The organism is Kineosporia corallincola, from assembly GCF_018499875.1.
Classification (GTDB): Bacteria; Actinomycetota; Actinomycetes; order Actinomycetales; family Kineosporiaceae; genus Kineosporia; species Kineosporia corallincola.
This window is the reverse complement of sequence record NZ_JAHBAY010000008.1, coordinates 106,330-129,920: the sequence shown is the minus strand read 5'-3', so window position 1 is coordinate 129,920 and position 23,591 is coordinate 106,330. Positions and strand designations below refer to the sequence as shown.

Genomic DNA, 23,591 nt, shown 5'->3' with positions numbered 1-23,591 from the left:
GCCCATCGCGCTCAGCCGGCGGCATCGCCTCCCCGGCGCCGTTGGCCGGGCGGGGTGACCCTGACCAGCAAGATTGTTGGAGTTGGGACGGATTCAGTGACCGCGATGACGCCGGGGACCGAGGCGATCAAGTCTCGCGCGGTGCCGTTCGCCCACTGTCCGGACGGACCGTTCAGGTACACCGTCAGCACCTCGGGATTAGCCCGGTGCTCACCGACCGCCAGCACCACCAGGCCGCGTTCCTGCAAGGCCGCGTCCAAGCTGGACCGATCGAGGCGGACAGTTTCGAGGTCAGGGGTGTTCTGCTCCGGGATCACGGCGTCAGACCACCGCCGCGAGGTGATGAACGGTTTCGCGCGAGACCAGCTGTGGAGCCCCGTCAAACAGCAACTGAAGACGACCGCGCCGAGTCCGCGACAGCGTGACGTCATCCTGTGGGTAGGCCGACGCTGGATCACGGAGCCATCGGCGCAGGCGGTCCCGATCGAGGACGCACAGCAGCCGCGAACCGTGCCAGATCAGAACATGGTCCAGCCGCGCGACGAGCGAGAGAGCGCCAGTACGGACGTCCCGACGATCGGAGAGCGGAACCTCCAGTCGCCCGGTCCATACGGTTCGGCGTACCTGCGGAACCATGCGCACCAATCGAGGACGCGGGTGATCCCGGTGAGGTGGTGTGGCAGGTGCCCGGACAGGAGTCTGGTCGTCCCCGGTCGGTGCGAGTCCCCCCCTGCGTGGCTCGCCCCCGTCTCTCGGAGATTCCGCTACGTCCACCCGGGCACCTGCCCGTTCGATGAGGCGACGAGTCGCCTGTTGCGTCCACGCTGTTCGTCCCAGGTGCCAGACGTTGGGGACGATGACCACGCGCAGTTCGAGTCGCTTGATGACGTCCACCAGCGCGTTCAGAGCGGCAGTCGGCTTGGTCGGGTCGTTCTCTTCAAAGACCTCGGTGAGCGAGTAGCCCTCACGCCGGGCGAAGGCGGACATCACGCGCCGGCCGTTGACGACCTCTGGTGCCTCGGGTCCGCCCCTTGCGCGCTGGTATCCGACCGCCATGGGCTTGACCGTCATCGCCTGTCCCCCATATCCATGCCCGGTTTCAGGTGCCACGGGCAAATGCCAGTTCCATCCGACGGCGATAAGTCAAGCCGGAAGATCGGCAGGCAGATAGCACCCAGAACACGTCCACGTGTAACCACCCCGCGCTATAGAGAGGACTGGCGGTTACGGTCTTCTCAGCGCGAGGAAGTGTCAGGCGAGGTCCATGGGGCCGAGCGTGAATCCAGGCGACGGAGGATCAGCAATGGCGTCCGGGCAGCGACCACCGAATCGTCAACTTGCCTGGGCACGGCTGCAACGTGGCTGGTCACACGAGGAACTGCGGATTCAGATCGTCCGGGCGATGAAGGCCGAGAACGAGACTGACACTGGCCTTTCGCGCAACACCGTGCGCCGCTGGGAAAGCGGCGAACGAGCCCCCGAACCGCGATACCGCAAGTACCTGGTCATCGTGTTCGGGATGCCGGCGGATCAGCTCGGACTGCTCGATCCGGAAGAACTTGCGATGCGTCCCGTCCAGAACGACGACGGGATAGAAGTGCTGTGGAGGCTGGTCTCTATGTTCAGCGGTCGAGGCGACATGGACCGCGAGACGTTCCTCAAGGGACTACTCGCGTTCGGCGCTACCCCACTACTCCCATCCCTGCTGGAGGAGAAGGCGGAGCTACCTTCCCGCCTGGCTCACCAGATCAACTCATCCGGTGGCTTATCCACGGCAGTGGTCGAGGACTTCGAGGCCATCACCGTCAGCCAGCGACATCTGTACTGGTCAACCGCACCATTGCCGCTCTACACGTCCGTAAAGTCGCACGTCACTCTTGGGCAAGAACTCCTGAAGGCCGGCGGACCTCAGGCCGTAACGCGCCGCCTGGCCGTCGCCCTCAGCGAGTCCGCGATGCTCGCCGGACGTATCGCGTTCTTCGACCTCAAACGCGCCGAGCCTGCCGAGGCTGACCTCACCCTTGCCCTTCAGGCGACCGAGGAGGCAGGAGATCACGCCCTGGCCGCCGCTGTACTGGCCCACGTGAGTTTCCTGGCCGCGCACAACGGCGACGCGTCGGCCGCCCGGGCAACACTGGCCGCAGCCGTCGCCCACTCCCGCCACCACACGGGGCCCATGACCCGGGCATGGCTGAGCTGCGTCGAGGCTGAAGTCATGGCCAGCGTCAACGACCCGGCCACCAGCCTCCGTGCCCTGTCCCGTGCCGAAGGGCTTCTGCCGGACGAGGGCGAGGAGCCTGAGTGGCTGGACTTCTTCGACGCCTCGCGATTCGCGGGGTTCGCCGGTCACGCGCATCACGTACTGGGGCAGCCGGACAAGGCCCGCGCCCACCTGGAAACCTCGCTGGCCCAGCTCGCGCCGGACGCGGCGAAGCAGAAGGCCGTGATCTACGCCGACCTTGCCGCCACACACATCGACGACGATGCCGAGGCCGCCTGCACCTACGCCGGCCAGGCGCTCGACCAGCTCAGCGAGTCCTGGTACGCCACCGGATACGACCGCGTTCAGCAGGTGCGACGCCAGCTCACGAGCTCCCAGCAGAACCGACAGGTGCTGGAACTCGAAGAGCGGATGCGAAGCATGATCGGTAATGACCAATCAAGTTAATGGACCGTGTTCTCACCCCAAGGTTCTGGAGGTGCCCCAGCAACTAAGTGGCAGGTTCGGTCTAGCACAGTAATGCTGTCAACTAGTCAAGGATGTTCCTACGGCAGACTCTCCGTCACACTCTACGGCAGCGTGGTGATCCAGAGCGCGACAGGTATAGCCTCGGTTCTTGAGCTAGCGACTGGGGGACAAATGCCGACACCTATCAATGCACGAACGAGTGAGATCGACTCCTTGGTTCGTCGTGTGCACATACTTATTCACCTAACGGATCAGGCGATTGAATGGGCCTTGGCTGATCCCAATCGATCTTTCAGTGCCGAAGTTTATAACCAGATGCTCCACGCCTTCGCGACTGTCATTCGGCACCCCGATCTCGCGGAGGGCGATCTTCGTGACCAGTTGATGGATGCTGTGGATCTGTTGCGTAACGGGAAGAGCCATAAAACCCGTCATGCGGCGGTGGTGGACGGCCTTATTTCGCGAATTCGCCAGGTGAGAAACCTTCTTCGGATGGGGGCTCTGCCAGGTTGGAAGCCAGAGGAGTATGTAGGCTTCGCTCCTCGCCTTGACGTGACTGAGAATCGTGGCAGAAGCATCACAAAGCATCCCTATTCTCAGGATGGCGCCCTGTTTATTGTTGATTCAATGGTCCTGCCAGCGGAAGCCCGTGCATTTGTGGCAGCGTTAAAGCATATGGCCGTGGAGGCCGGGCAGGAAGTATCCGAAATTGGTCCAGCCCTGCAGGGTTCCTGGTATCAAAAATTTTGGGTGCGATTGACTGCTGACTACACGCCTGACGAGGCTCAGCGAGCGACTCGAAGGCTTGCGCAGGGCCTAGAAGATGCTCTTGTTCATGAAAGGTCGGCCGCTATCGATCAAACGAGGTCACAGACGACTCTCAATCTGATGAAGGCAGCCGAAGGTATTAACAACTTCGCCGCTGTGCTTGGGGATGTCCTTCTCATAAAGATCACGGACGGCAACGGTCGAAGTCACGTCCAGGTGAAAACGTTAACGGCAACCGAACGGCATGTCTTGGAAAGAAATGATTGGATGGCCCTTCGTGATCCCGAGGCAATGCTCATGAGTTTATCGGGAGCTGTCGAAGCCGCAGCTTCAGATCCATCAATAGAACCCAATAGCCTATCGTCCGAATAATCTTATGAAAGGGGAAATTCCGTGCTTGGGGATCTGGTTATCCGCTAGCAAATGGCCTCCTTCAAGGATGTCCTTTCGATGCTCTGGCCGTAAGTGACATTTCTCAATCATCTTTGTTTCTTGGCTCACCTTCAGGTACCACGTCCCGACTCCCAATCAAGTCCGCAGTCCCAGCCCGGTTCAGGTCTGCACTCCGTGCAGCTGCCGGGAGACGAGGTCGCTGCGGCGAACTTGATTGCGAGCCTCCCGGGACGCGGTACCTGGTGCCCGCAGCGGGACCGGCAAGAACGGCCGGCACCGCGGCGAGACCACCAAAGGGAGGACGGAGCCGATGAACCGCCGACGCACCCCGCACTCCTGGTTTCCCGTTCTGTTGCTGCGTGATGCCCTGGGGCGATTCGCCCGTGTCCGCCGTCCTCTGCCGCCGCGCAAGCCCCGTCCTCGCGTGCGCAAACCCACTCTTCCGGTCTTCATTCAGCTTGAACTGAACCTGGCGTAGCAAGCCCCGGACCTGCCTGGTTTCCCTGCGGGTAGCCGTCCACTTCCTCTAGTCTCGGCCGGTCTTCCAGTGCCGACCTCGGGGGAAGTCGCATGCAGTACATCCGATTGCTTCGCCATCGCCGCGTGCTCGTGCTCTGGCTAGCCGAGCTGCTGAGCGTGTTTGGCGACAGGTTCTTCACTCTCGCACTCGCCTGGACAGCGTGGGAGAAGTCCGGAGCGCTCGCTTTGGGCATCGTCGTCATCGCCGAATCCGTCCCGCACATCCTGATCGGGCTCTTTGGTCGACGAATCATCGCCCGCATAGCTTCTTTTCGGGCCCTGGCCAGGATCGAGGCAGTACAGATCCCTCTCGTCGCTGCCCTGCCCTGGCTATGGGACTCACTCGGCCTGGCCGGCGTCCTCGTGGTCATCGTCGGCATTGGCACAGCTGACGCCCTGAGTGACCCTGCCCGAGCCGCACTGCTGCCCGAGCTGGTCCCCGCCGAGCAGGTCCGCCCGGTCACCGGGCTTATGGACGTCACCGGCCGGGTGACATGGATCGTTGGCCCAGGGGCCGCCGCCGTAATCCTCACCGTGGTCGCCACGGACGTCCTCTTTTACATCGACGCAGCCACGTTCGGCGTATCCGCCCTGGCCCTGGCATGGTTGGCGAGACACGCACCGAGCCTGGCACCCGTCCCTACGACCTCAAGCGATCCCAAGGCCACCGAGGACGCGCCGACCGCGCGCGCAGTGGCCGGCCGGCATCCGGCTCTTGCCTGGTCAGTGCTGATCGACAACATCGGCCAAGCCCTCTACGGGGTGACGACGGTTGGGGTCCCGGTGCTACTGGCCACCCAGCTCGACGCTGGACCGGACGCGTATGCCCTGGTCATCACCTGTCTCGGCATCGGATCGCTGGCTGGGAATCTCTTGGTCGGTAACACCCGGTTGCCCGGACGATGGCTGACCATCCTGGCGTCCTCGTGGATTGTCCGAGGTCTGATCCTGGCCGGGTTCGCTGCTGCCGGGAACCTCCCCGTGCTGCTGATCCTGACCGCAGCGTTCAGCGTGCTTGTCCCCATCGGTGACGTGACGCTGCGAACCCGGTTGTCCCTGTTGGCCGGCCCCGAGCGGCTACGAGCGATGACGCTCTACACCACCGGTATCCACGTCGGCGGCATGCTCGCTATGGCCAGCCTGCCCATCCTTGTCTCTGTCTCACCGCCTGGAGCGTTCGCCGCCTGTGGTCTGTTGATGGCGGCAAGTGCTCTCTTCCTGCTGGTACTGAGCCCGAAAGACGAGCGTCGTGTGACCAGTCGGCCCGGTGACCGCGACCAGGTGTTGCAGGGTGAGGCCATGCCGGTCCAGCAGAGCGGCCCAGGTCTTGGGGCCGTAGACGTAGTGGATCACCGGTAACCGACGTCCGTCCTCTGCTCGGTAGTGATCGACCCGCCGGCCAGGGAGATCCAGTGGACGAGGCGCGCCTACCGAGGCTGCCAGCACCCCGCCCGGACGCAACCGAGCGACGATCGCGGGGAGAAGGACGTCGGGATCCGAGTACCAGAGCGCCCCGAACACGGACAGGACCAGATCGACCGGCGACAGCCCAGGCAGCACGGACTCAGCATCCCCACACATCCAGCGGACACCGGGCAGACCGCCGAACCGCTGCTCCGCGACGGCCAGGCGACCGGGCGAGATATCCACCCCGAGCACAGTCCGCGCACCTTGCACTGCGGACCAGGCGACGTGCTCACCGGTTCCGCACCCAAGCTCGATCACATCGAGGCCGGCGGGATCGCCGAGGATGGAATGGTTCGGTTCGAGATCCGGCCACGCTGTCCACTGAATGTCTTGCGGGATAATGCTTTTACTGTGGGCATCGGTCTCACCGCCGATGATGTCCCAAGCCCTGAGGTTCACGGTTGCGTCCACATGCATCGCTCGTTTCCTTCCAGGTGAGGACGCGGGCCCGTCCGGAGGGAGGACGGACCCGCGCCAGTCTCAGCAGGTCAGGGCCGCATTGCGGCGACGCGTTCGATCCACTCGGCCTTGAGCCCGTTCAGCTCCGACCGGAACCCGTCCAGGTCGGTGCCGTAGGCCAGCACGCACCCGCCGGACATGTCAGCGCTCGCCTGGCACCCGTGCACCAGCCGGCCACCGAGGGCCACGTGAGCCAGGACGGCATCCCGGCGGCGGTTCTCGTTGAACCAGCCCCCGTGATAGATCTCGTCCAGCGCCTCGCCCTCTTCGTGGCTGAAATCGAACACGACCGAAGTGGCCACCGGGAAGAACCAGCAGGAACCCACGTTCGACATGTGCCCGTCCAACTCGACCCGGTTCAGCGCCATGAGCGTCGTCGCTTCGCGCAGCGCCGTCAGCTGCTGCTCAGTCACCTCGACCCCGGGAATGTCGATGTCCCGGTACAGGTACTCGGCCACCTTGTAAGCCGCGACCAGGACGTCGGCCGGCGAGGTGGTCACCCGCCCGTGCTCCTGCACGAACTCCAACGCCCGCTGTTCCAGCGCCTGGCCCGTGCTTTCCTGCGGGTGGTCCAGCAGCTCCCGGCGGACCAGGTCCCAGTCCACCAGCAGCCACGACGGGTTCTCGTAGCGGAAGAAGTAGCGGGCCGGATCCACGGTGACCGTCGGGCCGTCCACGGTGATGCCGTCGATCCGCGACCATTCCGGCGTGAAGGGCACCGGCATGGTGACGCTGACCGGCGCGAGCGTTGAGGTCGTTTCGGTGGTCATGTTGTTCCTCTCATCGAAAACTGATGCAGCGAAGCTGTTTCCGTGATGGGACACCGTGTGCACTCGGTACTTCGAGTGTCGGACGCGACCAGGACGACGAGAAGCCTCAGAGCCGTTGAAACGAGTTGAATACCCGCCGGTCGGCATTGCGCGGGTTGCAACCGGCGGAGGACCCTGTCTGTTGCGGAGGGTTGCTGCGCGACCACGGGGACGGTAGCCATGACGGAACGAAGGCGTCCGATCATCAACGAACGCTGGCAAGCCGCAGTCGAGGCGACCAGCCGCACCCTGGCCGAGATCGCCGCCGAGATCCACGCGGTCAGCATCGAGACCGGCGGCCGGGTGCTGTACCCGGACAAGAGCACGCTCGCACACTGGAGAACGGGGACCACGCCGCGAACCGAGGCAGTCCCGGTGATCGTCGAGGCCATGAGCAGACTCCTGCACAGACCCGACGTCACCGCAGACGACCTCGGGTGGACCTCACGCGACCAGGACGGGCCGGACAATCCCTGGCACGGGGACGCCGTAGCCCGGTTGACCCGACTCGGGAGGCAGGACATGGACCGACGATCCTTCCTGAACGCCGGAAGCCTCTACACCCTGGCCGCTCTGAGCGTCCCAACCAGGCCATGGGAACTCCCCACCCGGGACAACAGCGGCAAGCCGACACGCATAGGCCCGTCCGACATCACCCGCATCCAGGAGATGACCACTCAGTTCTCCCGAGCCGACGACCTCTTCGGCGGCGAACACGCCCTCCCGCCCACAGCGTCCTACCTGGCGCACGCAGTCACACCGCTCCTGGAAGGCACCACCGGTCGGCACCGCCCCGCGCTGTTCGCCGCAGCTGCTCAACTGGCCTACCTCGCCGGCTGGATGTCCTCCGACGCTGGCCGCGCCGGCCAGGCCCAGCGCTACTACATCACCGCTGCCCGCCTGGCCGACGAGGCCAAGGACGGTGCCGCCCGCGCAACCGCCCTACGCGCACTGGCGCTTCAAGCCGTCGAACTCGGCCACACCCACCGCGCCGTGGAGTTGGCCGAAGCCGCATGCTCAGCGCTGCCCCGAGACGCCGACATCCGACGACGAGCATGGATGACCGGCATGCTCGCCGAAGCCCACGCCTCAGTCGGAGACAACTGGTCAGCGCGAACCTGCCTACGCGCCGCAGAGGCAGACCTCGAACGAGCCACATCGGCACAGCACTGGACCGGCGGCTACAACCACGCCGCCCTCGAACACCAGACCGGCGCCGTACTCGTCCACCTCGGCCGCCCTACCCAGGCCATCGACCACCTACAGGCATCCCTGACCCACCGTGGCCCCGATGAACGCCGCTCCCGCGTCCTCATCTCAGCCCGACTCGCCACCGCCCAGATCCTCGCCGGACAACCAGACGCCGCCGCACGAACCGTGCTCAGCGTCGAGGCCGACCTACCACTCGTTACTTCGCACCGGGCCACCTCGCAGTTCGCGGATGTCCGGGAACGACTACCCGTGTCATCAACCGATGACACCATGAGCCGCGCCCGGACTCTCATCGCGGCGGCCAGCTGACCTCAGCCCATTACGCGAACTGCTGGTTGTGCTTCTCCACCAGGCTGGGCAGTTCTGCGAGACCGTCGAGCTGGAAAAGACAACGCGCCAACTCAGGACGGTCCGCCCAGATATGCGCCCACGGCCCGCGCCTGATCACCGCAGCTTCAAGCCCAACCTCCAGAGCCGGCAGCAGGTCGTTGTCCAGCCGGTCACCCACGTACAGGATCTCGCCTGCCTCGCAGTTGGCCTCCTGGACCAGCCGCTCAAAAAAGGCAGTAGAGGGCTTCTCAGCGTTCCAGCTCTCTGAGGTACCCAGAACATCCATCGGCAGATCCAGAGCCCGCAGGATTTCCTCAGCCCTCGCCGTCTGGTTTCCGGCGATCCCGACGACTACCTCCAGTTCTCGCAGAGCCGCCAGGCACGCACGAGCATCCGGGTACAGATCGCCTTCAGCGAAAGTCTCACCATCGCCAGCATCGATGCGCTTCCGTCGTTCCGCCGCTAGGTCGAAGTCAGGACGGAAATGCTGGAATGTCTCGCGGTAGTCCAGGCCCCGGGCGACGACCGCGCCGAACACAGCAGAGAACGTGTGTCGAGGTACACCCAGCCAGTCAGCCCACGTTCCGTACTCCCTGGTCTCGTCAACCAAGGTCTCGCCAACATCGAAGAAGACGGCCCGAATGGGTCGAGGCACGTGATAGCTCCCTAGTTCGCAAGTCGGATATTTGGTCGAGGGTCGGTTGTCAAGCTCAAACCTACCAATGGGTAGATGAAAAGTCTCACCCTCGGCTGAACGACCAAAGAGTCATGCGGCATGAATCTAGATGGGATATCACAAGAGCGTGGTTCGGGGAATGGCTCCCCGAGACTCTGGACTGGTTTGCGAATTGGTTTAATACGCCTGGTTTTGGTGGCGCTGCTGCACTGATTGCCGCAATTGTTGCGTATAAATCAGCGAAACACAAAATTGTCGAAGAAAGAAAAGAGGGCAAGAAAGACCGCGATGCCGCTACTGAACGCCATGGGGCGGATGCCAAAGCAGAGCGGGAGCGTGTTGAGCGGGAGAACTGGTGGAAAATGCTTATATGGGTATATGACAGAAGCATAGGAGACGGAGCTGAGCCCAGACTGAGTCTAGATGTGACGCTGGAGCTGCTGGCGGCCTTGGAGGTGGAGACCAAGAACGACTTCGAGACGGGCCTGCTGGAGGCGGTGATGACCATGTTCTCGATTCAAGAGCAACCCGTGGTTCCTGTAGCGTCGGCTGGTATGCGGACTAAGAGGCGTCTCCGGTTGAGTCTACGAGCCTGGCTTGCGCGGAAGTTCGCCTAGTCATGTACGAAAGAATCCGCTTTTGGAACATATTACCTTTTGTCCGTTTTCGCTATCCGCGACGGGCAGTGGCGGGATGCTTCTGTGTTACTCCGGATGAGTTAAAGCGCATCCAGGGATCTAACTCGGCCAACGAGATACGCAGTATTCTCAAGCTTCGTTTCGTCGAGGAGGTTAACGAGGGCGAGCCTCCTGCCGACATCGATCTGAGGGAAGTGCGGCACATCGACAGTAAGGAGATGATCGACTTGTCGAAGTCCCAAGAGCAGGCAGCGACTGCTGGAGGTCGGTTTCGCAAGATCGTCGTCGACTCAGACGGTCCCATCGTCGTCGGCAACAAGATCATCGTTACCGAGAAGCGGCACATCGAAAAGATCCGCGCACTCAACGCTTCTATCGCCGCTCGTAAGGCCCGTCGCGATCTTGCGGAAGGCGCTGGCGACGGACCGTCTCAGGCGGAGCGCGTTTGAACTATCCGCTCAGCGCTGCTGAGTGGGGAGTTCTGCGAGAGCCTCATGCCAGCCCCGTCCGCCGTGCGGAGGCATGGCGGTGACGTCATTTCTGGCCCTACAACTGGCCCTAGGACGGCCCTAGGAGACAGGGGTAGATCCGGGGGATAGAGGGCAGGCCCCGGCGAACGATCATCGTCCAAGCTCGCAAAGCACAAGGTGAGAGCGGCGTTGACGCTACCGATGCAGGCGAGCGACGCCCTGATAAGGAAGAGGTCAGTGGTTCAAGTCCACTTAGGCCCACTCCGTCTGACCAGCGGAAACGCTGGAAAGACCGAAGATTGTCCCTGCGGACATCCCTAGAGCATGTGGGGATTCGCAGATCGAGCGCCCCGGAGGCCTAGCCTCCGGGGCGCTCACCGTTTGTCGGTCGGCACGAGCTCGGACGGGTCGTGGCGGTCCGGGCGGTGAGGGCGGTGAGGGCTCCGAAACCTCACTGTGATCGCTCACACAACACGCCGGCGCTACCGCCTGGAAGTGGGCAGCCCGGAGGGGAATTCCTCGACCCCCAGCACCCTCAGCAGATCCATCCGCTCCCGGGACTCATCGTCCGCCGGGGTCAGAACCAGCAGCTGCTGCCGCAGGTCGGGAGTCACCAGGGTCTCGCAGTCCATCAACAGGGGCCCGACCCGCGGGTGCAGCAGGGTCTTGCGGTCGGCGCGGCGCACCGCCACCTCGTGCTCGTCCCAGAGGCGGCGAAAATCGCTGCTGCGGGCCGCAAGACGCTGCACCAGGCCGGTGACCTCGGGGTCGCCCGGGCGCCGGCCGAAGGTCGCCCGCAGGTCGGCGACCAGCTGACGGCTGTGGTGTTCCTGATTCTCGCGCGGATGGGTCCCGCGGTTGCCGGGCTCGGTGAACCAGCGCCAGAGCAGGTAGCGCCGGTCACCGGCCAGGTCCATGTGATTGCCGCTGAGCAGCAGCGACGTCCGGTTCTGGGCGAGCACCTGGCCGAGGTCGGAGATCACCATGCCGGAGGCGCCCTCAAGCAGGTGGAGCAGGCGCACCAGCCCGGCCCGGGCCAGCTGGGCCACGCCCTCGGACGGCGGAGGCTGATGCCCGGCCAGATGGAACAGGTGGCTGGTCTCGTCGTCGGTCAGGCGCAGGGCCCGGGCCAGCGAAGCCAGCAGCTGGGTCGAGGGCTGGCTGCTGCGTCCCTGTTCCAGCCGGACGATGTAGTCGACCGACATCCCGGCCAGCTGCGCGACCTCCTCACGTCGCAGTCCTGCGGTGCGGCGCCGTGGGCCGTCGGCCAGGCCCACCTCACCCGGTCGGATCGCCTCGCGGCGACGGCGCAGAAAATCGGCGAGCTGCTCACGTTCCACCGCACCATCGTGCAACCGTCCGCCCCCGGCATCCAGGGAGAGGCCCTCCCACGATGAACGCTCCTCTCCCGTTCCGTCCCCGCGGGGCGCACCGTTGTCGGTGCAAGGGCGAACACCTGTGGACGACGAGGAGCAACACCATGCAGACACGCATCCTGGGCAAGAACGGCCCCACGGTCTCCGCGCTGGGCCTGGGCGCGATGGGCATGTCCGGCGCCTACGGTGTGGCCGACCGCGGCGAGAGCATCGCCACGGTGCACGCCGCCCTCGACGCCGGCGTCACGCTCATCGACACCGGGGACTTCTACGCCGCCGGGCACAACGAACTGCTGCTGGCCGAGGCCCTGCGCGACCGGCCGCGGGACAGCTACCTGCTCAGCGTGAAGACCGGCCTGCTGCTGCGACCGGGTGGCATGCCGGGCGGCAACGACGCCCGGCCGGAGGCGATCCGGAGCAACCTGACCTACTCGCTGACCCGGCTGGGCACGGATCACGTCGACATCTACCGTCCGGCTCGCCTCGACCCGGCGGTGCCGATCGAGGAGACGGTGGGCGCGATCAAGGAGCTCGTCGAGGCCGGCCTGGTGAGGTATGTCGGCCTGTCGGAGATGAACGCGGAGACGATCCGCCGGGCCCACGCCGTCCACCCGATCAGCGACCTCCAGATCGAGTACTCGCTGATCTCCCGGGCGGTGGAGACAGAAGTCCTGCCCACCCTGCGCGAACTGGGCATCGGCCTGACCGCCTACGGCGTGCTGAGCCGGGGCCTGATCTCCGGGCACTGGACGACGGAGCGCACCACCCGCCCGGCCGACAGCGACCACCGTGCGCTCAGCCCGCGCTTCGCCGCGGACAACGTGGAGCACAACCTGGCCCTGGTGGAGGAGCTGCGGAAGATCGCGGCCGCCCGGGACTGCACGGTGGCCCAGCTGGCCATCGCCTGGGTGGCGGCGCAGGACCCGGCCGTGGTGCCGTTGGTGGGTGCCCGCACCCGCACCCGGCTGGCCGAGGCCCTGCCGGCCGCGCAGCTGGAACTCACCGCCGACGAGCTGGCCCTGATCGAGCGGGCGGTGCCGGCCGGATCGGCCCGGGGCGACCGCTACCCGTCGGCCTTCATGGCGAACCTCGGCGTGGGCAACTGAGGCAACTGGAGCAGCGGTGGCGCCCGGCAAAGTGTGGCGGGCGCCACTGAACCGGATCTGCGCTGGGTACGTTGCGAATCCTCAACCAGAGCAACGTTTTGGAAAAACAACGCCGAAAAATGGCTCTTAGCAATTCCTTTGCGGTGCTTTTGCAGGAGGTACCGAGGAAGTGCCTAGCTTGAAGGGCGTTCAGACGTCTCAGCGAAGGACTTCCCGTGCTCACCACTCCCAAGGCGGTCGCCGCCACGGTCGCCGCGGCCGCCCTGCTCGCCCTGGCCGGGCAGACCGTGGCCAGCGCCGCGAACCCCGAGGACTGCATCGCCTCCGGCACCGGGCAGGACATCCAGGACGCGCTGTCCGGAGAGGGCGCGGTGGCCGAGCTGTGCGCCTCCGCCGTCTTCGAGCTGACCACGCCGATCAGGTTCTCGGCCGCGAACCAGGCGATCCAGACCGTCGGGCGGCCCACCGGCGACACCCGCGCCGTTCTGCGGGTCACCGGTGCCGGCCAGGCCACCGCGATCGAGGGCGGTGGGCGTTCCGGCATCGCCGTGCGCAGCATCCAGGTCGACGGCAACCGGCCGGCCCTGGGCCGGATCGAGGGCGGCAGCGGCCTGCTCGAGATCGGCGGTGACGTGACCGGTCTGGTGGTCGAGAACAACCACTTCTACGAGCCGCGCGGCTGGTCGGCACTGCACCTGGCCGAGGGAGTCGTGCGCAGCGGCGTCCCCGGTTGTCAGGGTGCCACGGTGACCGGGAACCAGGTCGGGCCCTCCGGAACACCGGACGGCTGGGCCGACGGCATCTCGCTGGCCTGCGGCACCAGCACGGTGCGGAACAACACGATCACCGATGCCACGGACGGTGCCGTCGTCGTGTTCGGCGCACCCGGTTCGCAGATCACCGACAACACGATCGTCGCGCAGAACCGCACTCTGCTCGGCGGGATCAACATGGTCGATTACGGCCCGATGGACGGCAATTACGAAGGCACCGTGGTCTCGCGCAACACCATCCGCGCCGACGGTGCACTGGTCAAGATCGGTCTGGCCATGGGCCCTGGCGTGTGGTCGTGCACCGACACCGTCGTCACCGGCGGCACGGTCACCGACAACACGCTCGAAGGCTCGACCATGGGCTACGGCTACGCGGTCAACGGGGTCAAGGACTTCACGATCACCGGCAACACCGACCGGTCCACCCACGTCGGCATCCCGAACGGCACCTGCGACGGCACCAACCCCGAGCCGGCCGGTTTCCTGTCCGACACCGTGCAGGGCGGCACCGTGCAGTCCGACTTCCAGCAGACGTCACTGAACTTCCTGCTGGGCATCAGCCACCAGAGCGCCTCCTCGCCGTTGCCGGCCGAGGGTGACACGATCGCGCTGCGCTCGCGCACCACCGGCAAGTGGGTGCAGGCCGACCCGAACGGCAAGACCGCGCTGGTCGCCACCATCACCTCGGCCGGGGTGTGGGAGAAGTTCGACGTCGAAGACGCCGGCGAGGGCCTGGTCGCCCTGCGCGCCCAGGCCAACGACAGCCTGGTCACGGCCGAGAACTCCGGCGCCGAGCCGCTGATCGCCAACCGCACCGCGCTCGGCCCCTGGGAGAAGTTCGCGGTGCTGCGCAACGACGACGGATCGGTCAGTCTCCAGGCCGACGTCGACCACGAGTACGTGCGGGTCCAGAGCGGCACGAGCCGGCTGCTCTCCGACACCACCGAGCGCGGCCAGGCGGAGAAGTTCGACCTGCTGGTGAGCTGACTCTCCGGTGAACCACCCGGTCCAGGCCCGTCAGGGTGGCCTGGACCGGGTCTTTTTCGTCTGGCTGGGCCGGAAGAACCGGTATGCCCCGCGCCGATGATTTTTCGTGACCACGCGCGTCTTCACCCATGACGGAAGGGAAGACGTGATGCGCAAGGTCGTGCTCTACGAACTGGTCTCGCTCGACGGCGTGGCCGAGGCGCCGGAGAACTGGTTCCCGATGGACGACGACGAGGTGTACATCGAGCACCTCGCCGAGGTCATCGGCAGCCAGGACACCGTGCTGCTGGGCCGGGCCATGTACGACGAATGGTCGCGGTTCTGGCCGGGTTCCGATCTGGAGCCGTTCGCCGGTTTCATCAACGGCGTGCAGAAGTACGTGGCCACCAGCTCGCCGCTGACCACCCCGTGGACCAACACCGAGGCGACCGACAAGCCGGCCGACACCGTGCGGCAGCTGAAGGCGCGCAGCGGCGGCGACATCGGTGTGCACGGCAGCATCCGGCTGGCCCAGAGCCTGCTGTCGGCCGGGCTGGTGAACGAACTGCGCCTGGTCATCGCACCCTCGCTGGCCGGTTCCGGGCGCAAGCTGTTCGACACCCCGGACGTTCTGCGGCGACTGACCCTCCAGGACGGTCGCCGCACCCCGAACGGCCTGGTGCTGCTCAGCTACGCGGTGACGAGCCCAGCCAGCCACTGAGCAGGGCGGTCGCGGCCGACCGCACCCGATCGGCCCCTGATACCCGGTCACCGGCTCCCGATGTTTCAGGGGACGTGGCCAGCCGACCGGGACGAGGTTCGAACGTGGGCGAAAAGCACGCGAAGCTCGATCTGCCCACCAAACTCGTCATCGCCGCCGTCGCCGGGGCGGCCGTGCTCACCGCGCTGCCGGGCAGCGCCGAGCAGAGTGACGCCTCGGCCGGGAGCACCTACCGGGCCCAGGTCGTCGGCACCGCGGACCCGGAGGCGATCCCCGGGCAGTACATCGTGGTGCTCAAAGCCCCGGCCACCGGCGAGGACAACGCCGCCCTGGAGCAGGCCGTCGACCATGCCGAGGACCTCGGCGCCGACGTCACCCAGGAGTACGGCGAGGCGATCAACGGCTACGCGGCCACGATGAGCGCCACCGAGCTGGCCCAGGCCCGGCAGGACCCGGCGGTCGCCTACATCGCCGCCGACCAGGTGGTCGACATCAGTGGCAGCCGCTCGGTCACGTCCTGGGGCCAGGACCGCGTCGACCAGCGCTCGGGACTCAACGGCAAGCTCACCACCAGCGGCGACGGCAGTGGGGTGACCGCCTATGTGATCGACACCGGCATCCGCTCCACCCAGTCCGACCTGGGCGGCCGGGTCAGTTCCGGCTACACCGCCGTCTCCGACGGCCGGGGCACCGAGGACTGCAACGGCCACGGCACGCACGTGGCCGGCACGGTCGGCGGCTCCAGATACGGTGTCGCGCCGGCTGTGAACCTGGTCGCCGTGCGGGTGCTCGGCTGTGACGGCTCCGGCACCTCGTCCGGGGTGATCGCCGGGATCAACTGGGTCACGGCCAACCACGTGAGTCCCGCCGTGGTGAACATGAGCCTGGGCGGCGACGGCTACGCCCCGCTCGACAACGCCGTCGCGGCCTCCGTCGCCTCCGGCGTGACCTACGCGATCGCCGCCGGCAACGACGCGTCAGACGCCTGCGCCGACTCCCCCGCCCGGGTGCCGTCCGCGATCACCGTTGCCGCGTCGAACAACTCGGACGCCAACGCGAGCTTCAGCAACTACGGCTCCTGCGTGGACCTCTACGCCCCCGGCGCCGGGATCGTCTCCGACTGGTACACCTCCGACACCGCCACGGCCACGCTCAGCGGAACCTCGATGGCGACCCCGCACGTGGCCGGCGCGGTGGCGCTGTACCTCCAGGCCAACCCGTCCGCGGCCCCGGCCGACGTGACCTCGGCGCTGACCACCGCCGCCACCTCGGGCGCGCTCAGTGGCGTTCCCGCCGGCACCCCGAACCTGCTGCTCTACGTGGGCGCCGACGACACCTCCACGCCGACGCCGACCACCACGACACCCGACCCGGCCACCACCACGACGCCCACCACGTCACCGACCACCCCGGCAACGTCCCCCACCACCGCACCGACCACCGCACCGACCACGGCACCGACCACCGCACCCACGAGCGTCCCGACCACCACGACCACAGCAGCCCCCATCGCAACCCCGACCGCGACGCCGACCAAGACGCCGACCTGCACCAGCACGGTCAGGGGCAAGATGCGGCTGAGGGCCCGGGCCGTCACCGCGGTGGCCTACACCAGCAAGCACTCCGGCGTTCACACCGGCTGCCTGACCGGCACGAAGAACACCAACTTCGACCTGACGCTGGCCCGGTGGAACGGCAGGCGCTGGGTCGAGGTGGCCGACAGCACCCGCTCCGGATCGAGCGAGTCGATCAGCTACACCGGCGCCGCGGGCAGATACCGCTGGCAGGTGGAGCGGGTGAAGGGCAGCGGAACCTACATGCTCAAGGTGTCCCGCCCGTCCTGACCTGCTCCATGATCCGGTCGAGCCCCTCGCCGTGCGCGCCGCGCCAGTACGGCCGGCCGCAGTCCTGGCAGCGGAAGAACTCCTCGTAGGTCTGGAGCGTGCCGGGCTCGACCAGCGGCGCGATCTCGTCCACCGGGGCCGGGCGCAGCAGGCCGTTGCAGCCCGGGCACCTGGTCCACGGCGCCGGCTCCGGCCGGAACCGGTCGAGCACGTCGAGCAGCTGCGCATCCGGATCCTGCCCGCGCACGAAGGCGCCGTGCGGCAGGGCCTTACGGCGCAGCAGGCCGCGGTCGCGGCTGAGCATCACCCGGTTCTCCCGGGCCGCCTTCTCGACCAGTGCGGCGTCCCCGATGTCCTCGCTGTCGTAGGCCGTGTCCAGCCCGAGCAGCCGCATGCGCCGGGCCAGCGTGCCCAGGTGCACGTCGAGCTGGTAACGGTGGGCGGGCACCCGCTGCGGCCGCTCGATCGCGTGCACCGTCACCGATTCGCCCGGCACCGGCCGGTGGTCCCCCGCCACCTCCCGCCCGTCGACCTCCAGCCGGCCGAACTCGGTGCGCGACACCCCCAGCGATTCGATCTCGTGCAGAAGGGAATTCGTGCCGTCGACCGGCACCGCGACGATCCCGTCCCGATGCCGCACCGGCAGCATGAACCGCAGTTCCTCGGCGATCGTGAAGCGTGCCGTTCCGTGGTTGGTCACCATGATCAAATTTTGGACGACGCAAGCTTCTCGCGGGCTCCTCGTCGTCCAAAATTTTTGGGTCAGAAGGCGTAACGCACGGTCAGCCAGGGAGCGCGCTCGCCGATCAGGTCGAGCAGGCGCTGCTTCCAGACCGACTTCCAGGCCGCCCGGTATCGCACGTTGCGCATGCGGTTCTGCGAGATCTTGAACTCCTGGATGTCGGGGCGCCACAACAGGTCCTCGGCCTGCGGGTGCCAGCCCAGGTTGAGATCGTGCAACCCCTCGTTGTGGGTCAGAAAGATCACCTCGGCCGCGGCCTGGGCCTTCGCTGCCGGTGACAGCACGTCGTTCAGCTGCTCCAGCAGCTCGGCCCAGTCGGTCAGCCACTCCTCGTGCACCACCACCGGCGACAGATTCAGGTGCACCTCGTAGCCGGCGGCCAGAAAATCGTCCACCGCCGCGATCCGCTCGGCCACCGAAGACGTCCGGATGTCGAGCAGTTTCGCCGTGCGTGCGGGCATCACCGAGAATCGGATCCGGGTTCTTTGCCGGGGGTCGTAGGCGAGCAGGTCCCGGTTCACCTGCTTGGTCGCGAATGAGGCCTTGGCGGTGGGCAGATCGCGGAAGGCGGCGACCAGGTCGGCGACGTTGTCGCTGATCATCGCGTCGACCGAGCAGTCACTGTTCTCGCCCAGGTCGTACACCCAGGCGCTCGGGTCGCACTGGTTCGGCTCGGTCTTCGGGCCCTGCCGGGCCACGTGGCGGGTCAGGTAGCCGATCATCTGCTCGATGTTGGCGTACACCGTGACCGGATTCGCATAACCTTTGTGCCGCGGCACATAACAGTAGGCGCAGGCCATCGCGCAGCCGTTCGCGGCGCTCGGCGCGATCCAGTCCGCCGACCGCCCGTTCACCCGGGCCGTCATCGTCTTGCGCACGCCCAGCGCCAGCACCTCGGTCTTCACCCGCACCCAGCGCTGCACGTTCTGCTCGTCACCGTGCACCGCGTCGATCCGGTTGGCCGAGGCCACCTCGATCACCTCGGCACCCGGCCAGCGTTCCACCACCTGCCGCCCGCGCTCGAGCTGGAGGGCGGCGGGCTCGGCGTAGATGGTCCGGACGTCCAGCAGCATCCGGCGATGGTCCCGCAATGGTGGACGGCGGGCACCTCGGACACCGATTCGGGCGGTTGTCCCTTCAACGTGCAGAACGGCCCATTAAGGGCAATGATCATGGTTCAGCGGAGCGGCTGAGACCCGTATCGGACCTGATCAAGCACGTGATCGAGCCAGGAGGCCCAGAATGACGGATCCGGCCACCAGCCCGGCGGCCTTCGGTGTGTGGCCGGGCAAGCCGTACCCGCTCGGAGCCAGCTTCGACGGCTACGGAACCAATTTCGCGATCTTCAGCGAGGTGGCCGAGAAGGTCGAGCTGTGCCTGTTCGACGAGGCCGGCAACGAGACCCGGGTGGAGCTGCCCGAGGTGGACGCCTTCATCTGGCACGTCTTCCTGCCCGGCATCCAGCCCGGCCAGCGGTACGGCTATCGGGTGTACGGGCCGTGGGACCCGGCCCAGGGGCACCGCTGCAACCCGAACAAGCTGCTGCTCGACCCCTACGCCAAGGCGATCGACGGCGTGTTCGACTGGAACGAGGCGGTGTTCGGCTACCCGTTCGGTGAACCGGACGCCCGCAACGACCAGGACTCGGCGGTCCACATGCCCAAGTCCGTGGTGATCAACCCCTACTTCGACTGGGGGACCGACCGGCCGCCCCGGCACGAGTACGCCGACACCGTGATCTACGAGGCGCACGTCAAGGGCCTGACCCAGAGGCACCCGGACATCCCCGAGGCGATGCGCGGAACCTACTCCGGCATCGCGCACCCGGCGATCATCGAGCACCTGACCGCGCTCGGCGTCACCGCTCTGGAACTCATGCCGGTGCACCACTTCGCCAACGACTCCACGCTGATCGACAAGGGTCTGTCGAACTACTGGGGCTACAACACGATCGGGTTCTTCGCGCCCGACCCGAAGTACGGCTCGACCGTCGTGCCCGGTGGCCAGGTGCAGGAGTTCAAGGCGATGGTGAGGGCCCTGCACGAGGCCGGCATCGAGGTGATCCTCGACGTGGTCTACAACCACACCGCCGAGGGCAACCACCTCGGCCCGACGCTGTCGATGCGCGGCATCGACAACCGGGCCTACTACCGCACGGTCGAGGACGACCCCCGCTACTACATGGACTACACCGGCACCGGGAACACGCTGAACGTGCGGCACCCGCACGCGTTGCAGCTGATCATGGACTCGCTGCGGTACTGGGTCACCGAGATGCACGTCGACGGCTTCCGTTTCGACCTGGCCTCCACCCTGGCCCGGGAGTTCTACGACGTTGACCGGCTGTCGAGCTTTTTTGAACTGGTGCAGCAAGATCCCACGATCAGCCAGGTCAAACTGATCGCCGAACCGTGGGACGTCGGTCCCGGCGGCTACCAGGTCGGTAACTTTCCGCCGCAGTGGACGGAATGGAACGGCAAGTACCGCGACACCGTGCGCGACTTCTGGCGCAGCGAGCCGGCCACGCTCGGCGAGTTCGCCTCCCGGATCACCGGCTCGGCGGACCTGTACGAGCACTCGGCGCGCCGCCCGGTGGCCTCGGTCAACTTCGTCACCGCACATGACGGGTTCACCCTGCGCGACCTGGTTTCGTACAACGAGAAGCACAACGAGGCCAACGGCGAGGACAACAACGACGGCGAGAGCCACAACCGGTCGTGGAACTGCGGCGTCGAGGGGGAGACCGACGACCCGGGTGTGCTGGAGGTGCGCTCGCGGCAGCAGCGCAACTTCCTGGCCACCCTGCTGCTGTCGCAGGGCGTGCCGATGATCGCGCACGGCGACGAGCTGGGCCGCACGCAGGGCGGCAACAACAACGTCTACTGCCAGGACAACGAGCTGAGCTGGGTGGACTGGTCGGCCGTCGACGACGACCTGCTCCAGTTCACCCGGGCCGCGGCCGCGCTGCGCCTGCACCATCCGGTCTTCCGCCGGCGTCGCTTCTTCAGCGGCCTGCCGGTGCGGGCGCAGGGGCAGGAGACCCAGCCGGACATCGCCTGGTTCCGCCCCGACGGCTCCGAGATGACCGACCAGGACTGGGGTTCCGGATTCGGCCGGGCCATCGCCGTGTATCTGAACGGCAACGGCATCACCGACCTCAGCACCCGGGGTGAGCGGGTGGTCGACGACTCGTTCGTGGTCTGCTACAACGCCCACGACGAGGCGATCGAGTTCGCCATGCCGCCCGAAACCTTCGGCGGTTCCTGGGAACTCGTGCTGAGCACGGAGCCCGGCCGGTTGGAGATCAGTGCCCCGGCCGTGCAGTTGCAGGGCGGTTCGCCGATCTCGGTGGCGGTGGTCAACTCCGAGCAGGGCCCGATGATCGACGCGGGCAAGACCATCACCGTGGCCGGCCGTGCTCTGGCGGTGCTTCAGCTGCGCCCGGCCTGAGCCGGTTCCCGGCCTGGCTCTGAGCTTTTCGTCGCTGGGCCCTCGCCTCGTAGAACCCCGAGGCCGAGGCGCCCAGCGACACCAGCCCCACCACCAGCTCGCCGGTCGAGCCGTCGACCACACCCCGCACCACCTGCGGCAGCCCGATGCACAGGAACAGCACCGCCACGACCTGCCACGCCCGAGAGTTCCCCACACCCACCCCTTGGCTTAGATCCGCACTTGCTATCTGAACACGGGGAACCGGTTCCAGGGAGTGGTGAGTCGCCTGCTTTGTGTCACATTTGCTGGGCGAACGGCTCCATCCAGGCCTTGAAGGACGCCGCGTGGCGGTGCTGGGCGGTCTCGACGAGCCGGTCCGCGTCGTCCACCGGTTCGAGCCCGAGGGTGCCGCGTAGCCACGTGACGTACGCGTCGTGGTCGTCGCTCGGCTCGTCCTCGTCGCTCTTGAAGTAGTACGCCCGGTCCCAGTCGACCATCGGTTCCACGTCGAAGGTCAGGATGCGCAGCAGATCGCGCACGCCGGTGGCCACGACATGGATGCCGCCCTCGTCGCCGAACACCACGACCGGCCGCGCCCCGTCGTCTGCCTGCCACAAGGCGTAGATCGACCCGCCGGCCGTGGCCTGCGCGAAGGACTTGAGGCGGGCATGAAAGGCGTCGTCGTCGCTCCAGCCCGGAGCCAGGTCGTCCCGGTTCCCGAAGGTCTCGTACAGCTCGAACCCCTGGGCGTAGTAGTAGTGCCGGTGGGCCGTGTCGAACTCGTGCAGGGCATCGAGCTCGGGGATCTGCGAGTAGGGCACGATCGGGACTCCCTCTGCGGCACGGATCTTGGGGTCATGATCACATACCGGAGCGGGGCTCCTCCGGGTTGCTGTGTGGCGGCATGAAGGTTTTCCACAGGCGACCCTTGAATCCTGGGTCGAAGGAATGCGGCCTGCCATCGTCCTGTGCTTCGGGCGTCCGCTCGACTCCTAGAGACGGCAGCCGGTGGGAAGTGGCCGGCCTGCTCATCCGACAGTGAGTGAACCATGACAGCACGAAAACGCATTCGGAGTGCGAAACCTCGTGGATGACGGTTCTTGCACGAAACGGTGATCCAGTACCGCAGGGCCGTGGCTCCCGTACTGGCTGGCCTCGCCGCGATCATCCGACGAAGCCAACGGGGACGCCCGAGCGAGGGGAGTCTGAGGGTTAGGGTCCCAGCAAGCAGAAGGGCCGGTTCCGATCACTCGGAAACCGGCCCTTGACCTGCGGTGGAGACGATGGGACTCGAACCCACAACCCCCTGCTTGCAAAGCAGGTGCGCTACCAATTGCGCCACGTCCCCGAGCCTCGCGAGTGATTCTGCCACTCGCGGGACGGGAGGAATCAGATCTTGTCGGTCGCCGATGCCCAGGGCTGGCTGGGCTTGCCGGCTCCGACCTTGCGCCACACGGCGACGCCGGCTGCGGACGCGACCGCGACCATCAGCAGCTTCTTCATCAGGAATTCCTCCCCGTCCAGGAAGGGCGACAGCTCTGCCGACCCCTTGAGCACGACCGAGATTATCACCGCCGCAGGGCACTCCGCCCCCGGCGTGACGACTCACCGCTTCCGGGCCCCGGTCAGCCAGCTGGTCACCGCCCGCGCCAGATCCTCCTGCGATCCGCCGGGTTCGGGCTTCATCGCCCCGCTGAGCAGCAGCGTGGCCATCCCGTGCACCAGCGACCAGGCCGCCAGCGCGGGCACCCGCTCCCCCTCCGGGGTGGCGAAAGCTCCTGCCGCACCCTCGTGCAGCTGGACCATGGTGCGCTCGGCGGCGGCCTGGAACTCCTCGTCCTCCGCGTGTGTCGCGTCGGGGCGGAACATCACCGCGAAATGCCCCGGATGCCGCAGCGCGAACTGCACGTACCGCAGGCCCATGTCGGAGAAGTTCCCGGCCCGGTCCAGATCGTCGGCCAGCATCCGGAAGCCCTCGGTGGCCACCGCCGTCATCAGCCCCGCCCGATCGCCGAAATGGTGCCCGGGCGCGGCGTGCGAGACGCCCGCCCGGCGGGCCAGGTCGCGCAGGCTGAGGGTGTCGGTGCCGTTCTCGGCGATCACCTCGGCGGCCGCCTCGATCAGGGCGCGTCGCAGGTCACCGTGGTGGTAGGGCTTCTCGGCGCTCACCGGACCGACGCTAGGCCAGCAACTTGCCATTG

At 66.6% G+C, this 23,591-nt stretch carries 22 protein-coding genes, 1 tRNA gene and 1 pseudogene; 11 read left to right on the top strand and 13 right to left on the bottom strand.

Features of this window, described 5'->3' with window-relative positions:
* Positions 1 to 11: 11 nt before the first annotated feature.
* A complete protein-coding gene (locus KIH74_RS20080) occupies positions 12 to 317 on the bottom strand; it encodes a hypothetical protein (RefSeq protein ID WP_214157545.1) in 306 nt (101 codons plus the stop codon).
* 4 nt (positions 318 to 321) lie between these two features.
* Positions 322 to 1,071: a hypothetical protein gene (locus KIH74_RS20075; RefSeq protein ID WP_214157544.1), complete on the bottom strand. Its 750-nt coding sequence runs from the start codon at positions 1,069 to 1,071 to the stop codon at positions 322 to 324.
* Positions 1,072 to 1,303: 232 nt separating this feature from the next.
* Between KIH74_RS20075 and KIH74_RS20070 the strand changes: the two genes are divergently transcribed.
* The 3 genes from KIH74_RS20070 (at position 1,304) to KIH74_RS20060 (ending at position 5,728) form a co-directional block, all read left to right on the top strand.
* Positions 1,304 to 2,668, top strand: coding sequence for a helix-turn-helix domain-containing protein (locus tag KIH74_RS20070; protein WP_214157543.1), 1,365 nt, complete (start codon positions 1,304 to 1,306; stop codon positions 2,666 to 2,668).
* Between the two features lie 132 nt (positions 2,669 to 2,800).
* On the top strand, positions 2,801 to 3,829 hold the full coding sequence (locus KIH74_RS20065) for a hypothetical protein (protein WP_214157542.1): 1,029 nt from the start codon (positions 2,801 to 2,803) through the stop codon (positions 3,827 to 3,829).
* A 591-nt stretch (positions 3,830 to 4,420) separates the two neighbouring features.
* A complete protein-coding gene (locus KIH74_RS20060) occupies positions 4,421 to 5,728 on the top strand; it encodes an MFS transporter (protein ID WP_214157541.1) in 1,308 nt (435 codons plus the stop codon).
* Here KIH74_RS20060 and KIH74_RS39280 read toward each other — a convergent pair.
* Positions 5,711 to 6,253 (bottom strand): annotated as a pseudogene (locus KIH74_RS39280) (class I SAM-dependent methyltransferase); the annotation flags it as partial. The gene KIH74_RS20060 and the pseudogene KIH74_RS39280 overlap by 18 nt on opposite strands.
* Positions 6,254 to 6,324: 71 nt before the next feature.
* Positions 6,325 to 7,065: a hypothetical protein gene (locus KIH74_RS20055; protein ID WP_214157540.1), complete on the bottom strand. Its 741-nt coding sequence runs from the start codon at positions 7,063 to 7,065 to the stop codon at positions 6,325 to 6,327.
* Between the two features lie 219 nt (positions 7,066 to 7,284).
* Between KIH74_RS20055 and KIH74_RS20050 the strand changes: the two genes are divergently transcribed.
* The gene (locus KIH74_RS20050) at positions 7,285 to 8,625 is read left to right on the top strand and encodes an NsdA family TPR-like regulatory protein (RefSeq protein ID WP_214157539.1); all 1,341 of its coding nucleotides are present in this window, start codon (positions 7,285 to 7,287) and stop codon (positions 8,623 to 8,625) included.
* A gap of 10 nt (positions 8,626 to 8,635) precedes the next feature.
* Here the strand turns inward: KIH74_RS20050 and KIH74_RS20045 are convergent, their stop codons facing one another.
* Complete coding sequence (locus tag KIH74_RS20045) at positions 8,636 to 9,301, bottom strand: HAD family hydrolase (protein WP_372492102.1); 666 nt, start codon at positions 9,299 to 9,301, stop codon at positions 8,636 to 8,638.
* 113 nt (positions 9,302 to 9,414) lie between these two features.
* Here KIH74_RS20045 and KIH74_RS20040 point away from each other — a divergent pair, with 113 nt between their 5' ends.
* Positions 9,415 to 9,939, top strand: a complete 525-nt coding sequence (locus tag KIH74_RS20040; protein ID WP_214157537.1) for a hypothetical protein — start codon at positions 9,415 to 9,417, stop codon at positions 9,937 to 9,939.
* A gap of 2 nt (positions 9,940 to 9,941) precedes the next feature.
* Positions 9,942 to 10,409: a hypothetical protein gene (locus KIH74_RS20035; RefSeq protein ID WP_214157536.1), complete on the top strand. Its 468-nt coding sequence runs from the start codon at positions 9,942 to 9,944 to the stop codon at positions 10,407 to 10,409.
* A gap of 503 nt (positions 10,410 to 10,912) precedes the next feature.
* Here the strand turns inward: KIH74_RS20035 and KIH74_RS20030 are convergent.
* A complete protein-coding gene (locus KIH74_RS20030) occupies positions 10,913 to 11,770 on the bottom strand; it encodes a helix-turn-helix transcriptional regulator (protein WP_214157535.1) in 858 nt (285 codons plus the stop codon).
* 140 nt (positions 11,771 to 11,910) lie between these two features.
* Between KIH74_RS20030 and KIH74_RS20025 the strand changes: the two genes are divergently transcribed.
* The 4 genes from KIH74_RS20025 (at position 11,911) to KIH74_RS20010 (ending at position 17,216) form a co-directional block, all read left to right on the top strand.
* Positions 11,911 to 12,912 (top strand): aldo/keto reductase, encoded by a 1,002-nt coding sequence (locus tag KIH74_RS20025; protein ID WP_214157534.1) that lies wholly within the window; start codon positions 11,911 to 11,913, stop codon positions 12,910 to 12,912.
* Between the two features lie 215 nt (positions 12,913 to 13,127).
* Positions 13,128 to 14,672 (top strand): right-handed parallel beta-helix repeat-containing protein, encoded by a 1,545-nt coding sequence (locus KIH74_RS20020; RefSeq protein WP_214157533.1) that lies wholly within the window; start codon positions 13,128 to 13,130, stop codon positions 14,670 to 14,672.
* Between the two features lie 148 nt (positions 14,673 to 14,820).
* Positions 14,821 to 15,372 (top strand): dihydrofolate reductase family protein, encoded by a 552-nt coding sequence (locus KIH74_RS20015; protein WP_246572774.1) that lies wholly within the window; start codon positions 14,821 to 14,823, stop codon positions 15,370 to 15,372.
* A gap of 104 nt (positions 15,373 to 15,476) precedes the next feature.
* A complete protein-coding gene (locus KIH74_RS20010; RefSeq protein ID WP_214157531.1) occupies positions 15,477 to 17,216 on the top strand; it encodes a S8 family peptidase in 1,740 nt (579 codons plus the stop codon).
* On the opposite strand, the gene KIH74_RS20005 is transcribed toward KIH74_RS20010, so the two are convergent.
* Both KIH74_RS20005 and KIH74_RS20000 read right to left on the bottom strand, forming a co-directional pair.
* Entirely contained in the window at positions 17,194 to 17,919 is a 726-nt protein-coding gene (locus tag KIH74_RS20005; RefSeq protein WP_214157530.1) for a Mut7-C RNAse domain-containing protein, read from the bottom strand. The genes KIH74_RS20010 and KIH74_RS20005 overlap by 23 nt on opposite strands.
* Before the next feature lie 59 nt (positions 17,920 to 17,978).
* On the bottom strand, positions 17,979 to 19,031 hold the full coding sequence (locus KIH74_RS20000) for a spore photoproduct lyase family protein (RefSeq protein WP_214157529.1): 1,053 nt from the start codon (positions 19,029 to 19,031) through the stop codon (positions 17,979 to 17,981).
* 169 nt (positions 19,032 to 19,200) lie between these two features.
* Here KIH74_RS20000 and glgX point away from each other — a divergent pair, with 169 nt between their 5' ends.
* Entirely contained in the window at positions 19,201 to 21,408 is a 2,208-nt protein-coding gene (gene glgX / locus KIH74_RS19995) for a glycogen debranching protein GlgX (protein ID WP_214157528.1), read from the top strand.
* Here the strand turns inward: glgX and KIH74_RS19990 are convergent.
* From KIH74_RS19990 to KIH74_RS19970, 5 genes are all read right to left on the bottom strand, one after another.
* Positions 21,359 to 21,604 (bottom strand): hypothetical protein, encoded by a 246-nt coding sequence (locus KIH74_RS19990; RefSeq protein WP_214157527.1) that lies wholly within the window; start codon positions 21,602 to 21,604, stop codon positions 21,359 to 21,361. The genes glgX and KIH74_RS19990 overlap by 50 nt on opposite strands.
* Positions 21,605 to 21,686: 82 nt before the next feature.
* Positions 21,687 to 22,211 (bottom strand): hypothetical protein, encoded by a 525-nt coding sequence (locus KIH74_RS19985; protein ID WP_214157526.1) that lies wholly within the window; start codon positions 22,209 to 22,211, stop codon positions 21,687 to 21,689.
* 454 nt (positions 22,212 to 22,665) lie between these two features.
* Positions 22,666 to 22,738, bottom strand: a tRNA-Ala gene (locus KIH74_RS19980).
* A gap of 41 nt (positions 22,739 to 22,779) precedes the next feature.
* Positions 22,780 to 22,947: a DLW-39 family protein gene (locus tag KIH74_RS38775; protein WP_214157525.1), complete on the bottom strand. Its 168-nt coding sequence runs from the start codon at positions 22,945 to 22,947 to the stop codon at positions 22,780 to 22,782.
* A 48-nt stretch (positions 22,948 to 22,995) separates the two neighbouring features.
* A complete protein-coding gene (locus KIH74_RS19970) occupies positions 22,996 to 23,559 on the bottom strand; it encodes a TetR/AcrR family transcriptional regulator (RefSeq protein WP_214157524.1) in 564 nt (187 codons plus the stop codon).
* Between the last annotated feature and the right edge of the window lie 32 nt (positions 23,560 to 23,591).

What these genes read in the sequence shown, in the direction of transcription:
- KIH74_RS20075 (WP_214157544.1), bottom strand. Translation starts at nt 1,071, where the DNA reads ATGACGGTCAAGCCCATGGCGGTCGGATACCAGCGCGCAAGGGGCGGA.
- KIH74_RS20070 (WP_214157543.1), top strand. Translation starts at nt 1,304, where the DNA reads ATGGCGTCCGGGCAGCGACCACCGAATCGTCAACTTGCCTGGGCACGG.
- KIH74_RS20060 (WP_214157541.1), top strand. Translation starts at nt 4,421, where the DNA reads ATGCAGTACATCCGATTGCTTCGCCATCGCCGCGTGCTCGTGCTCTGG.
- KIH74_RS20055 (WP_214157540.1), bottom strand. Translation starts at nt 7,065, where the DNA reads ATGACCACCGAAACGACCTCAACGCTCGCGCCGGTCAGCGTCACCATG.
- KIH74_RS20050 (WP_214157539.1), top strand. Translation starts at nt 7,285, where the DNA reads ATGACGGAACGAAGGCGTCCGATCATCAACGAACGCTGGCAAGCCGCA.
- KIH74_RS20040 (WP_214157537.1), top strand. Translation starts at nt 9,415, where the DNA reads ATGCGGCATGAATCTAGATGGGATATCACAAGAGCGTGGTTCGGGGAA.
- KIH74_RS20035 (WP_214157536.1), top strand. Translation starts at nt 9,942, where the DNA reads ATGTACGAAAGAATCCGCTTTTGGAACATATTACCTTTTGTCCGTTTT.
- KIH74_RS20025 (WP_214157534.1), top strand. Translation starts at nt 11,911, where the DNA reads ATGCAGACACGCATCCTGGGCAAGAACGGCCCCACGGTCTCCGCGCTG.
- KIH74_RS20015 (WP_246572774.1), top strand. Translation starts at nt 14,821, where the DNA reads ATGCGCAAGGTCGTGCTCTACGAACTGGTCTCGCTCGACGGCGTGGCC.
- KIH74_RS20005 (WP_214157530.1), bottom strand. Translation starts at nt 17,919, where the DNA reads ATGGTGACCAACCACGGAACGGCACGCTTCACGATCGCCGAGGAACTG.
- KIH74_RS20000 (WP_214157529.1), bottom strand. Translation starts at nt 19,031, where the DNA reads ATGCTGCTGGACGTCCGGACCATCTACGCCGAGCCCGCCGCCCTCCAG.
- glgX (WP_214157528.1), top strand. Translation starts at nt 19,201, where the DNA reads ATGACGGATCCGGCCACCAGCCCGGCGGCCTTCGGTGTGTGGCCGGGC.